The organism is Gordonia sp. 852002-51296_SCH5728562-b, from assembly GCF_001665475.1.
Classification (GTDB): domain Bacteria; phylum Actinomycetota; class Actinomycetes; order Mycobacteriales; family Mycobacteriaceae; genus Gordonia; species Gordonia sputi.
The window spans coordinates 62,147-77,781 of the sequence record NZ_LZMI01000131.1; the positions used below are offsets into that span (position 1 = coordinate 62,147).

Annotated in this window: 9 protein-coding genes and 1 tRNA gene; 2 read left to right on the top strand and 8 right to left on the bottom strand. The window is 63.8% G+C overall.

Features of this window, described 5'->3' with window-relative positions; genetic code table 11:
* Positions 1 to 54: 54 nt before the first annotated feature.
* From pknB to A5766_RS21835, 7 genes are all read right to left on the bottom strand, one after another.
* A complete protein-coding gene (gene pknB / locus A5766_RS21805) occupies positions 55 to 2,004 on the bottom strand; it encodes a Stk1 family PASTA domain-containing Ser/Thr kinase (RefSeq protein WP_005205867.1) in 1,950 nt (649 codons plus the stop codon).
* Complete coding sequence (locus A5766_RS21810) at positions 2,001 to 3,467, bottom strand: protein kinase domain-containing protein (RefSeq protein WP_064906374.1); 1,467 nt, start codon at positions 3,465 to 3,467, stop codon at positions 2,001 to 2,003. Before A5766_RS21810 ends, pknB begins: the two co-directional genes overlap by 4 nt.
* The gene (locus tag A5766_RS21815) at positions 3,464 to 4,966 is read right to left on the bottom strand and encodes a peptidoglycan D,D-transpeptidase FtsI family protein (protein WP_064906376.1); all 1,503 of its coding nucleotides are present in this window, start codon (positions 4,964 to 4,966) and stop codon (positions 3,464 to 3,466) included. Before A5766_RS21815 ends, A5766_RS21810 begins: the two co-directional genes overlap by 4 nt.
* The gene (locus A5766_RS21820; RefSeq protein WP_005205864.1) at positions 4,963 to 6,402 is read right to left on the bottom strand and encodes an FtsW/RodA/SpoVE family cell cycle protein; all 1,440 of its coding nucleotides are present in this window, start codon (positions 6,400 to 6,402) and stop codon (positions 4,963 to 4,965) included. Before A5766_RS21820 ends, A5766_RS21815 begins: the two co-directional genes overlap by 4 nt.
* Positions 6,403 to 7,938 carry a PP2C family protein-serine/threonine phosphatase gene (locus A5766_RS21825; protein WP_064906378.1) on the bottom strand — a complete coding sequence of 512 codons (1,536 nt, stop codon included), beginning with the start codon at positions 7,936 to 7,938 and terminating at the stop codon, positions 6,403 to 6,405.
* Entirely contained in the window at positions 7,935 to 8,399 is a 465-nt protein-coding gene (locus tag A5766_RS21830; RefSeq protein WP_005205861.1) for an FHA domain-containing protein FhaB/FipA, read from the bottom strand. The genes A5766_RS21825 and A5766_RS21830 overlap by 4 nt, the downstream gene beginning before the upstream one ends.
* 224 nt (positions 8,400 to 8,623) lie before the next feature.
* A complete protein-coding gene (locus tag A5766_RS21835; RefSeq protein WP_064906380.1) occupies positions 8,624 to 9,883 on the bottom strand; it encodes a DUF3662 and FHA domain-containing protein in 1,260 nt (419 codons plus the stop codon).
* 348 nt (positions 9,884 to 10,231) lie between these two features.
* On the opposite strand from A5766_RS21835, the gene A5766_RS21840 reads away from it, so the two are divergent.
* Positions 10,232 to 10,317, top strand: a tRNA-Leu gene (locus tag A5766_RS21840).
* A gap of 178 nt (positions 10,318 to 10,495) precedes the next feature.
* Here A5766_RS21840 and A5766_RS21845 read toward each other — a convergent pair.
* Positions 10,496 to 11,281: an abortive infection family protein gene (locus tag A5766_RS21845; protein ID WP_064906382.1), complete on the bottom strand. Its 786-nt coding sequence runs from the start codon at positions 11,279 to 11,281 to the stop codon at positions 10,496 to 10,498.
* A 155-nt stretch (positions 11,282 to 11,436) separates the two neighbouring features.
* Here A5766_RS21845 and A5766_RS21850 point away from each other — a divergent pair, with 155 nt between their 5' ends.
* Positions 11,437 to 15,537: an Eco57I restriction-modification methylase domain-containing protein gene (locus A5766_RS21850; RefSeq protein ID WP_064906384.1), complete on the top strand. Its 4,101-nt coding sequence runs from the start codon at positions 11,437 to 11,439 to the stop codon at positions 15,535 to 15,537.
* The last annotated feature ends 98 nt before the right edge of the window (positions 15,538 to 15,635 follow it).

Consider the following 15,635-nt stretch of genomic DNA (forward strand, 5'->3'; position numbering starts at 1 on the left):
CCCTGCTCTCACGGCACCCAGTGGCTCACGACCAGCTGACCGCCTTGAAGAGCCCTAGTTCGGCAGCAGGCTGAGCTGTCCGACGGTCACCGTGACGGCGTCGTCACGGCTCATCTGTGAGCCCGCGGCAGGCTGCTGGTCGACGATCTTGCCGATGTCCGGGCTGCCCAGCGGCACGCCCTTTGTCGACTGTGTGAGGGTCGAAGCCGACCATCCGCGCGATTGCAGCGTCGAGCGCGCCTGATCGGGTGTCTGGCCGCGCAGGTCGGGCATCGTGAACTGGTTTCCGCGCGAGACCGTCACCTGGACGGTGGTGCCTTCGTCGACCGACGTTCCGGCGGGCGGAGACGAGCTGATGATCTCGCCGACAGGTCGATTCGAATCACCCTGCACGACGACCATCTTCAGATTCGACTGTTCCAGCAGCGTGCGGGCCTGGTCCTCACGCATACCGACGACGTCGCGCACGGTCACCTGCCGTGGACCGGACCCGACGTGCAGCACGACCGGTCCGTTGACCGCGGCATCGGTACCGGACGCGGGTGTCGTGTTCACGACCTTGCCGTCGAGCGCCGCCGTCGAATCGACCTCGTCGGTCCGGATGTTGGTGAATCCGAGCACCTTCAGCGCGTCGGTCGCCTCATCCGGTGTCTTGCCCTGCAACGACGGCATCTGATGTCGCGGAGGTCCCGACGACACGTACAGCGTCACCTCGGAGCCGTCCGGTGCCAGCACGTTCGCGCCCGGCGCCGACCTTGTCGCGGTCCCGGCCTTGACGTCGAGGCTCGGTTCCTGAAGCTGTTTGACCTTGAACCCCGCGCGCAGCAGGTTGTTCTCGGCGTCCTGTGACGAGAGGCCGCTCACCGACGGCACCGCAATCTGTCGCGCACTCTCCGACGCCCACGGAGCCCACCACAGCAGCAGTCCTGCGAGCAGCAGCACCACGAGCGCGACCGATCCGAGGACCAACCCGCGAGAGCGTCGTCGAATAGGGGTGTTGTCACTGGCGCGTCGAGGGGTGTTGCCGTCCGAACCGCCGGAGCCGTCGTCGCCTCCACCGCCGGTGCCGCCCCCGTCGGAGCCGCGAGCTGCGCGTCGAGGACCGGTGTCGAGGAACTCGGTGCGGTCCTCGTCGGTCAGCAGCAGTGGAGCCGACGGCCGACCGCCCGCGAGCACACGGATCAGATCGGCACGCAGCTCGGCGGCCGACTGATACCGGTTCTCCTTGTTCTTGCTCATCGCCTTGAGCACCACGGAGTCGAGCTCGCGTGGGATCTCCGGTCGGATCGACGACGGCCAGGGCGGATCCTCGTGGACGTGCTGATGGGCGACGGCGACGGGCGAATCACCTGTGAACGGCGGCTCGCCAGTCATCAACTCGAACAGCACGCAGCCCATCGAATAGATGTCGCTGCGCGGATCGACCTTGATGCCGCGCGCTTGCTCCGGCGACAGGTACTGGGCGGTGCCCATCACGGTCGACGTCTGCGTCATCGTCGACGTCGAGTCGCTGATGGCGCGGGCGATGCCGAAGTCCATCACCTTGACCGCGCCCGCCTTGTCGATCATGACGTTGGCGGGCTTCATGTCGCGGTGCACGATCCCGTTGCGGTGGCTGAAGTCCATCGCCGCCGCAACGTCGGCCATCCATGTCATCGCCTGCCGCGGAGACACCGGACCGTTGGCGCGCAACACATCTCGCAGCGTCTCACCGTCGACGTACTCCATCACGATGAACGGCAGCGGCCCGTCCGGTGTCTCGGATTCGCCGGTGTCGAAGACCTGGACGATCGTCGGGTGATTGAGCTTCGCGGCGTTCTGCGCCTCGCGTCGGAAGCGAAGGTAGAACGACGGATCACGCGCGAGGTCGGCGCGCAGCACCTTGATCGCGACGTCCCTGTTGAGCAGGAGATCGCGAGCGAAGTGCACCTCCGACATCCCGCCGAACCCGAGCGTCTCGCCCAGTTCGTAGCGGTCGGAGAGATGGTGCGGGGTCGCGGTCATCGGCTCGGCAGACAGAAGGGCGGACAGAATTGTCCGGTCACGGTCGGTGCACCGGAGTCGCCGTTGGTCGTGGTCGGCTCCTCGGTCTCCTCTTGGGTGGTCTGATCCTCGGTCGTCGGTTGCTCGGTGGTGGTCGTGCGACGCGTCGTCGTGGTCCGGTCGCGGGTCGTCGCCTCGGGTTCTTGCTGTTCGGCCGTGGTCGGGACAGCGGTCGTGGTCTGCGTGACCGTCGTCGACGGCGTCGGTGTCTCCGACGATCCCGAATCAAGGTTCGCCAACCAGAAACCGATCAGTCCGATGGCGCCGAGCAGCAGCACACCCGCGATGCCCGCGAGCACCTTCTGGCCGGTGGTCCACCCGTTGTTGTTGTTCGACGGCGGCGTCGACGAGGTCTGCGGGTACGAGGTCTGGGGGTACGAGGTCTGCGGATAAGACGTCTGGCCGTACGACGTCGGCGTGCGACTCGTTCCCTGCGTCGCGCTGCGTGCTGTCCCCGTGGGTGGCACACCACCCGTCATCGCGCGGGTCGCGCCGGTTCCGCGGGCGAGCGCGACACCACCCGCGGCTCCTGCCGCAGCGGCTCCCGCAGCACCGACGGCTCCGGCGCCGCCGGGGGCGGGTGGTCGACGACCCGCACGCACCGCGGCGACGGCGTCGGCGAACTCGCCACCGTTGGCGTAGCGCTGCTTGGGGTCTTTCGACAACGTGATGTCGATCAGCTCACGCACCGATGCGGGCACGTTCGCGGGTAGCGGCGGCGGGGTCTCGCGGATGTGCTTCATCGCGACGGTGATCGCGCCGTCGCCGAGGAATGGTCGACGCCCCGTCAGCGCCTCGTATCCGACAACGCCAAGCGAATAGACGTCCGACGCCGCGGTCGCCTCGTCACCGGTGGCCTGTTCGGGCGAGATGTACTGGGCCGTGCCCATCACCATGCCCGTCTGGGTCACCGGCGCGGCGTCGACCGCCTTCGCGATGCCGAAGTCGGTGATCTTCACCTGCCCGGCGGGCGTGATGAGGATGTTGCCGGGCTTCACGTCGCGGTGCACGAGGCCCGCGGTGTGTGCGGCCTGCAGCGCACGACCGGTCTGCTCGAGCATGTCGAGTGTGTTGGTCAGCGACAGCCGCCCGAGCCGGGAGATGACAGAGTTCAGCGGCTCGCCGTCGACGAGCTCCATCACCAGATAGGCCAGCGGACCGCCGCCTGCGCGGTCGGGTGTCTCGCCGTAGTCGAAGACGTTCGCGATGCCCGGGTTGTTCAGCTTGGCCGTCGTCTGTGCCTCGGTGCGGAAGCGTGCAGTGAACTCGGGGTCGTCGGAGTACTCCGCCTTGAGCACCTTGACCGCGACCCGACGGTTCAGGCGCGTGTCGACGGCCTCCCAGACCTGTCCCATGCCGCCGGTCGCGATGAGCCGGATCAGGCGATAACGGTCGGCGATGATCGTGCCGTTCTGCAGGCTCATCGTCCACCTCCCACCAGTGAGTTGATCACAGCTCGTCCTATCGGTGCGGCGACGGTTCCGCCGACCGAGTTCACACCGTAGTCGCCGTTCTCCACGATCACGGCGACGGCGATCTGCGGATTCGACGACGGTCCGAACGCGATGTACCAGGAGTACGGAGTCTCCGAGTCGCCACCTGCGCTCGTGTCGGAGTGTTCGGCCGTGCCGGTCTTCGACGCGATCGACACCGGCCCACCCGCTCCCGCGGTTGCCCGTTCCGACTCGACCATCATGCTGGTCAGCGTGGCCGCCTGGTCGGAGGTGATCGGTTCGTTGATCGTTGTCGGCTGAGTTGTGCTCAGCGTGCGCAGATCTGCCGATTGCAGTTTATCCACCAGATAGGGCTGCATCCGCACCCCACCGTTGGCGACGGTCGCCGCGATCATCGCGTTCTCCAGCGGGGTCAGGCGCACGTCACGCTGTCCGATCGCCGACTGCGCCAGCGCGGCACGGTCGGGGATCTCTCCGACGGTCGACTTCGCGACCGGCATCGGAATCTCCGGTCCGGCTTCGTCGAGGCCGAAGCGTCGAGCGGCGTCTTTGAAATTCGACGTCGCGTCGGGCATCTTGTTCGTCACCAGGTCGGCGAAGGCGGTATTGCACGAGTACTTCAACGCGGTGACCATCGAGACAGTGCCGCCCGACGATCCCGGGCACGTCTCGCCGCCGTAGTTGGGTAGCGAGATCGTCGTGTCGGGCAGCGGGAACTGCGACGCCGCGGTGAGGCGCACATCCGGCGACACCCCTGCTCGCAGCGCCGACGCGGACGTGACCACCTTGAACGTCGAACCGGGCGGGTAGAGCTGATTGATCGCGCGGTTGAGCATCGGCTCCGAGCCGTTCGGGTCGTTCCACGACGACCAGGCCGTCTCGCGCACCGACTGGTCGTGGCTGGCCAGCTTGTTCGGGTCGTAGCTCGGCGTCGACACCATCGCGAGGATCTTGCCGGTGTTCGGCGCGATCGCGACAACCGCTCCGCGACAACCACCGTTGCAGCCGTTGCGCATCTGGTTGTAGGCGACGCGTTGCAGGCGGGGATTGATCGTCGTCACGACGTTGCCGCCGCGCGGATCCCGCCCGGAGAACATGTCGGTGAAGCGCTGCCCGAAGAGCCTGTCGTCGCTTCCGGAGAGGAATGAGTTCTCGTAGCGCTCGACCTCGGTGCTGCCGTACTGGTACGAGAAGTAGCCGGTCACGGGCGCGAACGCCTCGGCGCCCTCGGGTGGATAGCTGCGCAGGAACTTCAGCCTGCTGTCCGTGGGCACCGACACCGCGATGACCTCGCCACCCGCGGTGATTGCGCCGCGCTGGCGCGAGTACTCGTCGAGCAGCACCCGGTTGTTGCGCGGGTCGGATTTCAGGGGATCGGCCTTGAAGACCTGGATGTAGGTGGCGTTGGCGAGCAACACGATGATCATCACGATGACCACCATCGAGACCCGGCGGATCGGAGCGTTCATGCCTGCCGCACCGCCTGTGTCGGCAGCGACTCAATGGGCTTCGGCGTAGGCCGACGCTTCGTCGGGTCGGGTTCGCGCGCGGCGTTGGAGACGCGGATCAGCAGCGCGAGCAGGATGTAGTTCGCCAGCAACGACGAACCGCCGTACGACACGAACGGCGTCGTGAGACCGGTCAGCGGGATGAGCTTGGTGACGCCGCCGACGACCACGAAGATCTGCACGGCCATCGTGAACGAGAGGCCGGTGGCGAGCAGTTTGCCGAAGCTGTCGCGGACGGCGACACCCGTGCGCAGACCGCGCATCACGAAGATCAGGTAGAGCATCATCACGGCCGTCAGCCCGACCAGGCCGAGCTCCTCACCGATGGTCGCGATGATGAAGTCGGTGTTGGCGAACGGAACGATGTTGGGGCGCCCGGAGCCGAGTCCGGTGCCGAACAATCCGCCGGTCGCGAGCCCGAAGAGGCTCTGTCCCACTTGATAACCGGTGGTGTCGAAGGTTGCGAAGGGGTCTTGCCACACCTGAACGCGCACCTGCAGATGCGGGAACAACTGGTACGCCAGTACCGCTCCCGCGACGAAAAGGGTGACACCGATCGCCACCCAGCCCGCTCGGCCGGTGGCGACGTAGAGCATCGCGAGGATCGTCGAGAAGATCAGCAGCGGCCCGCCGAGGTCGTTCTCGAGGGCGAAGATGCCGATGGTCACCAGCCACGCGATCAGCAGCGGTCCGAGGTCGCGGGCACGCGGCAGGTCCATCCCGAGGAAGTGCTTACCGGCCGTCGTGAACAGGTCGCGCTTGGAGACCAGCAACGCCGCGGTGAAGATGATGATCAGGATCTTGGAGAACTCGCCGGGCTGAATGTTGAAGATAGGCGTGCGAATCCAGTTCTTCGACCCGTTGATCTCCGACATCGACGCCGGCAGGATCGCCGGAATCGCCAAGAAGATCACGCCGCCGAGGCCAAGGGTGTACGCGTAGCGCGAGAGTGTCCGGTGATCGCGGATGAAGATCAGGATCACCGCGAACACGATGATGCCGAGCAACGCCCACAACAACTGCTGATCGGCGTTGTTGGTCTGCTCGGTCGGGCTGATCTCCTCGCCACGCGGACCCGACCCGAGGTCGAGGCGGTGGATCAGCACGAGCCCGATTCCGTTGAGCACGGCCACAATTGGCAACAGCACCGGATCGGCGTGGGGCGCATACCGTCGTACGACGAGATGCGCGATCGCGAACAGCGCCGTGTAGGCGGCCACGTACTTGAGCAGATCCCACGTCAGTGACTGGCTCTGTGCGGCCTGCACGATGATCAAGGCGATCGTCACCACACCGATCGCGAAGATCAGGAGGATCATCTCGACGGTGCGCCCGGTCTGGCGGGCCGGTTCACGCGGCGGCGCGTGCTGGGCTTGTGGATTCGACGGTTGCGACATCTACGGTTCCCGACACGGTCCGTCGTCGAACTGAGGCTGCGCAGGCGTCGAACCGGAAGGGGCGGGCGTCGTCGACGGGACAGAAGTTGTCGATGGGGCCGGACTCGACGGCTCGGCGACCGGCGGCAGCGTGAACCGCGCGGGCAGGGCGGTGTTCGGTGCCGGGCTCGCGGGAGGCGGTGTGCCGGGCGTGGGGGCTCCGGGTGTGGCGCCGGGCGCCGGCGCGGGCTCGGTGGTGGTCGGCGCGGGTCGGCACAGGGGTAGGAAGGTGAGTCGACGTACCCGGTTGCGGGCGTCGTCGAGGTCGACCTTGCTCACCCCGAAGGTGCGGACGGTGTTCACGCTGGCCGAGTCCAGGTCGGACAGGCTCAGCCGACGGCACTCGTCCTTGCTGTCGACCGACTGGAAACTCACGGTCGGGGCGTCGGTCGCGACGTTGGTGACGCAGACCCTCTCCGACGCCTTGCTCGACGAGAAGAACAGGATCTTGTCGGGCGAGCCCTGGAAGATGGTGACCTTGTTGTTGTCTTCGCCGACGTAATACGTGCTGCGCAACAGTCCGCGGGTCAGGAAGAAGCCTGCGATCAGCGCTGCGATGACCAGCGTCACGATGCCCGCAAAAACCCAACGGCCCCAACGACTTCGACGCTGCGGAGGCTCGTTCTCGTCGTCTGTGAGGATCGTCGGACGCTGGGGAGCTGCTGCCGGCGGACGCAGTGCTGCGGCCCTACCGGCCGCGGTCTTGGGATCGGGCGTGTAGTTCTGCTCGGCGTCGTCGCCCGCCGCACCGCCGACGATGGGTCGCGACTCGCCATACTGCGTGTCGACGACGTCGGCCAGTACGACGCTGACGTTGTCGGGGCCGCCGCCGCGCAGTGCGAGTTCGATGAGACGGTCGGCGCACTCCTTCTCGTCGTCGATGGAGCCGAGCGTCTCGGAGATGGTCTCCTCGCTCACGACGTCGGAGAGTCCGTCGCTGCACAGCAGGTACCGATCGCCGGCGCGTGCCTCGCGGATCGTGAGAGTCGGCTCGACCTCCGTACCGGTCAGCGCGCGCATGATGAGCGAGCGTTGCGGATGGGTGTGTGCCTGCTCGGCGGTGATACGACCTTCGTCGACCAGCGTCTGGACGAAAGTGTCGTCGCGCGTGATCTGTGTGAGCTCGCCGTCGCGGAAGAGGTAGCCGCGCGAGTCACCGATGTGGGCGAGCCCGATCCTGCTGCCCGCGAACAGGATCGCGGTCAGCGTCGTGCCCATGCCGTCGAGGTCGGGGGAGCGTTCGACCTGTGCGGCGATGGCCGCGTTGCCGCGGTGGGTTGCGCGGTCGAGGGCGGCGAGCAGATCGCCGCCGGGCTCGTCGTCGTCGAGTGTGCGTAGCGCCTGGATGACCAACTGGCTGGCCACCTCGCCCGCCGCGTGGCCGCCCATGCCGTCGGCGAGTGCGAGTAGTCGGGGACCGGCGTAGAACGAGTCTTCGTTGTTCGCGCGGACCAACCCACGATCGCTCCGCGCGATGTAGCGCAACACCAGTGTCACGGGCGCAACTCGATCACGGTCTTGCCGATACGGATCGGCGTGCTCAACGGGACGCGCACGGCTGTGGTCACCTTCGAGCGGTCGAGGTAGGTGCCGTTCGTCGAACCGAGGTCTTCGACGTACCAGTCGTCGCCGCGGCGCGAGAGCCGTGCGTGGCGTTCCGAGGCGTAGTCGTCGGTGAGGACCAGCGTCGAATCGTCGGCTCGGCCGATCAGGACCGGCTGCTGACCCAAGGTGATGCGCGTATTCGCCAGAGCGCCGTGCGTGACGACCAGATAGCGTGCCGACCCCTTGGCCGTCGCGGATTTTCGACGACGCCGGTCGGCTCCGGAGTAGCGGGAGAGGCGTGAGCCCGACGCCGTGGCGATGTCGGCGCGCAGGGTGCGGATGACCGCGTAGACGAACAACCAGAGGAGGACCAGAAACCCGATACGGGTCAACTGCAGAACCAAGCCCTGCATCTAAGTCCTCACCTCCCCGAGTATCCGTCACTACAAAGCAAGCATCCGTCACTACAAAGTACGTCCGCGTGCCGACGCTTCGCGTGCGACAACGGATCCCGACTGCATCTTATGGGCCAGAGTCCCGATCACCGTCATTCGAAAGTGACAGTTGTGTATCGACGCCGGGCGTCATCAGACGATGCCACGGGCGTCGATCCGGCTAACTGGCAGGTGCAGCGGCCTTACTGGAACCGGACGGTGATGTCCGAATGACCGATGCGGATGCGGTCGCCGTCGGCGAGCTCCCAGCTGTTGACCTGGACGTCGTTGACGGTCGTGCCGTTGGTGGAGTTGAGGTCGGTGAGCATGGCGGTGCTGCCGTCCCAGCGGATCTCGACGTGGCGACGCGAGACGCCGGTGTCGGGGAGGCGGAACTGCGCATCCTGGCCGCGACCGATGACGTTGGAGCCCTCACGCAACTGGAAGGTGCGGTTGCTGCCGTCTTCGAGGAGCAGCGTGATCGCTGCGGGTGCGTAGCCGCCGGGGTGTCCGTAGCCCTGGTCGTATCCGTAGCCGGGCTGCTGTGCGTAGCCCTGCTCATATCCCTGCTGGCCGTAGCCCTGGTCGTAACCCTGTTGCGGGTAGCCCTGGGCGTAGTCGTAGTCCTGCTGGCCGTATCCGGGCTGCTGTGCGTAGCCCTGGTCGTAGCCGGGCTGCTGAGCGTAACCCTGCTGCTCGTAACCCTGCTCGTATCCGTATGCGGGCTGCTGGCCCTGCGCCGGGTAGTAGCCACCCTGCTGTCCGTAGCCGGGAGCCTGCTCGTAGCCCTGTCCGTAGCCGCCCTGCTGGTAGTCGTAGCCCTGCTGGGCGTACTCGTGGCCGTGTTCCTGCTGGCCCTGGCCGTAGCCCCGGGCGTCGTCGTAAGCGGGTTCTGCGCCTCGCCGCTGGTCGTAACCGGGGTTCTGCGTCATGGCTGGGACTCCTACTTGTTGTGGTGCGTGTGGTTGTGGGGGCGGACCGGCAGTCGGCGGCTGGGCTTGCGGCCCCGGGGGCCAACCACGTGCGGCCCGCGGTGGTTCTAAAGCATCGTTACCCGCGCCTGGAGCGGATCCGACCGGACGCGGGCTCGCATCCGGATCGACCCGACCACGGGCACGAAAGATACCGGTGTGCAACGACGGCGATTGGTCGAACTCTACGACGACCTTCCCATACGTCTGCCATCCGTTGTCGGCGATGAAGTTTTCCAGGTGCTTGGAGAACGTCTTGCGGTTCAACTCGTACTCAGTGGCGATGTGCTGGTGGTCGGTCGGGCTGAACAACAATGAGTAGCTGTTCGCCGCCAGCACCGTGCCGTCGCCGAGGCTCTCCAACGACTCCTCGGCCTCGCGCTGCAGGCCGTTCTCGATCTCCTGCGGAGCAACCTGACCACCGAAAACGCGCGCAAAGCCGTCGTCGACGGCCCCCTCGAGCTTGCGCTCGAATCGTTGCAGGATTCCCATCGTCGACCTCCCTTCGCAGCCCTGGTGGCGTGTCGTCGTGCAAGTGACCTTGATTGATGATACCGATACTTACGGCTAACACCGTCTCAGATCAACCGCCGCAGCTTCAACTATGACTTCAGGGTCGGGCGTGATCTCGCTGGTCGAGCTTGTCCAGCCTCGCCCCGATGGTTGAACCGCCCCGCTGGGTCGAGCGCTACCGCCGCTGGTCGAGCCGACTCTCGCTGGTCGAGCTTGTCGAGACCACCCGCCGTCGCGAGTTTTACATCGGCGTCGCATTGTTGCTATCGTTCTCCAGTCGTCGAGCTACCCAGTTCGACGGCATGCCCGCCGGTTTTCGGCGGCCACGGGCGAGTGGCGGAATGGCAGACGCGCTGGCTTCAGGTGCCAGTGTCCTTCGGGACGTGGGGGTTCAAGTCCCCCTTCGCCCACCACGAGCGGTTCAGCTCAATTCGGTACATCAGGTCAGGTTGCGGATATGCGGCCTGACCTTTTGTTTTGTTACGGTCGGTTCTGCGGCTCGCCAGAACCCCAGATTATGGGGACATGCGGGTGTCGTGTCCCGTGCAGTGCGTATGCGGACGATGAATACGGACCGACGAACTTCGGAGATCACGACTTCCGAGCTGGTTTCTCGATGTGGGTGTCGATCAAGAACCCGGCAATTGCAAACCCCGCGTTGACCGCGAGCTTCGCGTGCCGCGGTGCTGGACCAACGGAACCTTTACCGCGACCGTGAGCATCGCTGAGAGCATTGCGCATTCCGGCAAGACCACTGACGACCGTGGTAGCACCGTTGAGGATCTGCTTGATGATCTGTTCGGAGTGCTGGTCGGGCGAGACCTCCATCGCCGAGGCCGCAGCTTTGTACAGCTTTGCGAGGTCCCAGGAGTTGTCGTACGCAACCGACCTTTCGTCGCAGATGTGCTTGCAGACACTCTCCAAAGTTGTGCGAGTAGCGGTGATCGCGCCGTCTGGGTCAGACGTTACCTTGCCCAGCGCGGCCGTCCACGACTTAGTGACTGCCTGCCAGTCCTCAAGTTTTTCCAAGCCTTGGCTGGCTGCTTTGGCGCCCGGCGTCCCATCGGCCAACAGGAGCGAACGGAGTTTCTCGATCTCCTCGTCTGGAGGCATTCCGTACCTGCTGGCACCGTCGTAGCTACAGAGCTCGAGCAGAAAGGTCTTCTGCTGCTGCAACGGCATTGACGTGAGGCCAGCCTGGAAGGTCTGCCACCGTGACATGGCTCCACCACCCCAGCCCTGGTACGGGCCAAGCGCATCCGTGTACTCAGCAAAGATCTCGTGGATCTCTGGACCGCTGAATCCCGTGTCGCGCGCGAACATATCGGTGGCCAGTTTCAGGATGCGGTAGGGCAGGCCGTTCGTCTTGGATGACACGTGCTCATTGTTGGCTACGAATCACTGGATCGCGTGAAGCTCCATGGATTCGGTAGATCGGTGCCCGACTTCCCCCATTCCGTCGGCCGACGCCGATAAGGTTTCTGACCGGGCGGCATGAGGGCAGCCCGTAGGTGAGCCGGAGGAGTACAGCTGTGCGTTTGAGCGCCCACAAGACCGTGAAGTGGACTGTAGCGTCCGCGCCCGACGGGGTTGCTCCTGAGAAGGTCTATTTCGGCCCGGACCCGCACCACCTTGGAGGCTTCCAGGTTGCTGTTGCGCGTGCTGCCTCGGCACCGTCCCGACAAGTGCTTCGCGAACTCTTCATCGCGCGCAAGGGCAAGACGCAGGTCCAGCTCATCGTCGCAATACTCCACGACGAAACCGCCTACTTATTTGGCCCTGACCCTCAGGCGCAGGCCGTTGAACTCCCGATCGAGCAGGCTCAGCGTCAGCTTCAGTCCGTGCTTGCCGAGCCTGACGTGCTGGCCGCGACGGAGCGATACGCAGCCTTCCGGAAGGCGAACGACACCACGGGTGTCGTGGGCTTTACCAACAGCGGTCTGTTTGCGACGCATCACATTACGAGCAATGTCCCGAAGCGATCCGAGTGGGAGGCTCTCGGCAAGAAGGCCGAGCCACTGCTCAGCAAGCGGGGCAAGCAGCTTGTCGAGGCTCTTGGGTTCGGCACGTCGCCAGGGCCAAACGGAACGATGTTGCTTTCGACGGGTGGCCACCCGCCTCGCGCGGTTGCAGTTCTGCTGGACGACTCCGAGCACTTTGACACAAAGACCCAGCGCTTCCAGCTTTCGCCGGTGGCGTTTGGCCTGGCGGTAGCGTCGAAGCGGGAGGTTCCGTGGCTCGTCGTGCTTCGGAAGGATCAGATCAGGCTTTACCCGGGCCGCGACGGTGTCGGCGTTGGGTCCAAGGGCCAGGCTGACACGTTCTTCGAGATTGACTTATCGACCATCGGCTCCGAACTTGCTGCCCTGCTTCCCCTGGTGTTCTCCGCGAACGCACTTGTCGTCAACGGCACTGCGGACGAACTGTTGCGCGACAGTGCCCGTTACGCGACAGAGTTGGGCGCGCGCCTGCGAGAGCGAATTTACGACGAGATCGTTCCTCCTCTCGCGGTCGAAGTCGCACAACGCCTTGCGAAGAACGCGGGTGTGAAACTCGATGCGGATGGACTCGCGCTTGCCTACCGTGTCACTCTTCACATCCTTTTTCGACTGATCTTCCAGGCATATGCCGAGGACCGTGGCCTTCTGCCGTCTGGCCGCAACGAGGGCTTCGACGCAAACAGCCTCAAGACAAACGCCCGACGATTACTTGACGCGGATGCTAGCGACTTCGGAAATTCGTCCACTATCTGGTTCGACCTCGTGCAGGTGTGGAACGCGATCGATCACGGTAACCCGCAGTGGCAGATCCCCGCATATAATGGAGGACTTTTCTCCACGGACCCGGATCGATCGCCCGAGGGCGCACTTATAAAACGAATCGAGTTGCCAGATAACGTGCTCGGCCCAGCGCTCAAGAGCCTTCTCATCGACATAAACAAGGACGGGGTGCTCGGCGCTGTCGACTTCCGCTCGCTTAGCGTTCGTGAGTTCGGCACTATCTACGAAGGTCTCCTGGAGAGTTCGCTCTCTCTTGCCGAGGAAAACCTGACCCTAGACAAGAGCGGTGCATGGGTCCCAGCAAAGCAGTCCGACGAAGTCTGGGCGCAGTCTGGCGAGGTCTACTTCCATACGGCCTCGGGCGAGCGAAAGGCGACAGGGTCGTATTTCACCCCGAAAGTTGTCGTCGACCATCTCATCGAGCGATCAATCGTTCCCGCGCTCGGTGCACATCTGCAGAAGATCGCCACCTACCTCGACAGGGGCGACGCCTCGGCGGCCGGGAGGGAGTTCTTCGACTTCCGGGTAGCCGACCTCGCTATGGGATCAGGTCACTTCTTGGTGGCTGCCGTCGATAAGATCGAATCACTCATGCGCTCCTTCCTTACTGAGCATTCGGTTGTAGCTGTAACTGAGGAATTGCTCCGGTTGGCGGAGGTTGCACGCGACGCGCTTGGCACCGATGACGTCGCCAAGAGTGATGTCGACGAAGTCGGGCTTCTACGAAGGCAGGTCGCTCGACGTTGCATCTACGGTCTTGACATCAACCCGATGGCGGTGGAGTTAGCGCGACTTGCGCTTTGGATTCACACATTCGTGCCCGGCTTGCCAATGAGCAATCTCGACCACGGTTTGGTGAACGCCAACAGCCTTACCGGAATCGGAACTATTGACGAGGCAGTGGATGCACTCGTCGGCACCTCGAGTTCTTTCGACGTCCCCGCGCGAGATCCGCAGAGCCTGGACGACGGTCTGTTCGAACCAGAGGGCTCGCTTTTCTCGAAAACGGACGCACGGCCAGCTCAGCGCGGCGGATACCATTATTGGCTGCGCGGAGTTCTGATGGATTATCTCGATACCGCGAGACCACTCCTTGTTGACATGGCGAATGCATCAGAGGCGAATAAGTCCGAGATAGATGAGGCAGCGGCCTTGCTCGCCCGCGCGCGTGCAGCCGCCGAGCCTGCCAAACGCATCTTTGATGCGGCCGCGGCAGTTCGCCTCGGGCGTTGGTCGACAGAGATCACCAGACCTGAGCACATCACGCGACTAACGGAGTCAAGGGAGCCCGGCGAGATTGTCAAGTCGCTCAAGCCCGCGCACATGCCCTACCTCTTCCCAGAGGTATTTTTGCGAGAGAAACCGGGATTCGATGTCCTTGTGGGAAATCCCCCCTGGGAGGAGTTAATGGTTGAGGAGACCAAGTTCTGGCTGCGTGTGCGCCCAGGCCTATTTGGCCTTTCTCCTGCCGACCTGAAGCGCGAGCTCGCTCGGCTGCGCGTCGAGCGAGCAGACATGTTGCCGACGTTGGAATCCGAGATCGAGACCGTTGAAAATATGCGTCGAGCATTGCTTGTTGGACCTTACCCAGGCCTTGGAACAGGCGATATTGATCTCTATCAAGCATTTGGTTGGCGTTATTGGGAAATGCTGCGTGAATCGGGTGCCGTCTCCATTGTGATGCCGCGCGCATTGTTTAACGTAGCAGGTATGAAGCAGTGGCGTGAGGAAATATTCCGTACCGGAGAACTCGAGACCGTGACGCTCGTCAACAACCGAAAGTGGATTTTCCCAATACACCCGCAATACACCATTGCCCTGGTCACCTTGGTCAAACGACGTCAGCCCAGTTCTGCTGTTCGCTTGGCAGGACCCTTCTTCTCCGAGACGGAATTCGTCGCTGGGCGTAACCGTACGGGCGAGATTGGCACAGACGCATTGACAGCGATGTCGGGATCTACTATTCCACTGCTACCGGGACCGGAATCTGGTGCAGTGCTCACAACAATTAGGCGGGCACCCCGGCTCGACCGTCGCCTGCCGGATTGGGATTTCCGGCCAATGACCGAGTTCCATGCAACCAATGACCGTCAAACGTTCGATGCTGGTGAAGCCGGGACAATGCCGGTTATTGGCGGCGCTGGTTTCGAGATATGGAATTCAACGACGGGCAACGTCTATGCCCTAGGGGAGCCAAGCAAGATTCGAAATGCGCTTCAGGCAAAGCGTCTGCGTCAGGTCCGATTGAAGAGTTCGGCTTTTTATGGTCAATCGCTGGAGTGGGCCACCGACCCATCAACACTACCAATTAATCGAGCGCGCATTGCTTTTCGAGATGTGACGAGAGCGACTGATTCGCGAACTTTAATCGCAGCGTTGATAGCCCCCGAAGTTGCCCTTACCAATAAAGCGCCCTACATATTCACCGGTGTCGGTGGCGCGGTCAAGGAAGCCTATCTATTGGGACTACTTTGTTCAATCCCGCTCGACTGGTACGCGCGCAAGTATGTCGAGCTTGGAATGAACTTCCACATTTTCAAAGGGCTCCCTATACCTGACTTTGTGGAGACCGACCGGCACCGGCGGGTCGCTGTAATCGCAGGTCGTCTCGCGGCAACGGACCAGCGGTATGGACCCTGGGCTGACGAGGCAAAGGTGCCGGTGGCCTCGGTCCGATCTCAGGCTGAGAAGGAGAGTCTGGTGGCAGAGCTCGATGCAGTGGTGAGCTTGATCTACGGCTTAACGGAGGATCAGGTCGAGCATGTATTTGCAACTTTCCACCGTGGTTGGAGTTTTGAGGCCCGTCTCGACGCGGTCATTACTCACTATCGAGAGTGGAAGGGCAAGGCATGACGCAGCTTCCCGACTTTGCGACCAATCACGCATCGACTGAAGCGGGGCTCACGGTTGCTGACAAAGTCAATGAACTGTTCTGTCTGCTGCGTGAGAAC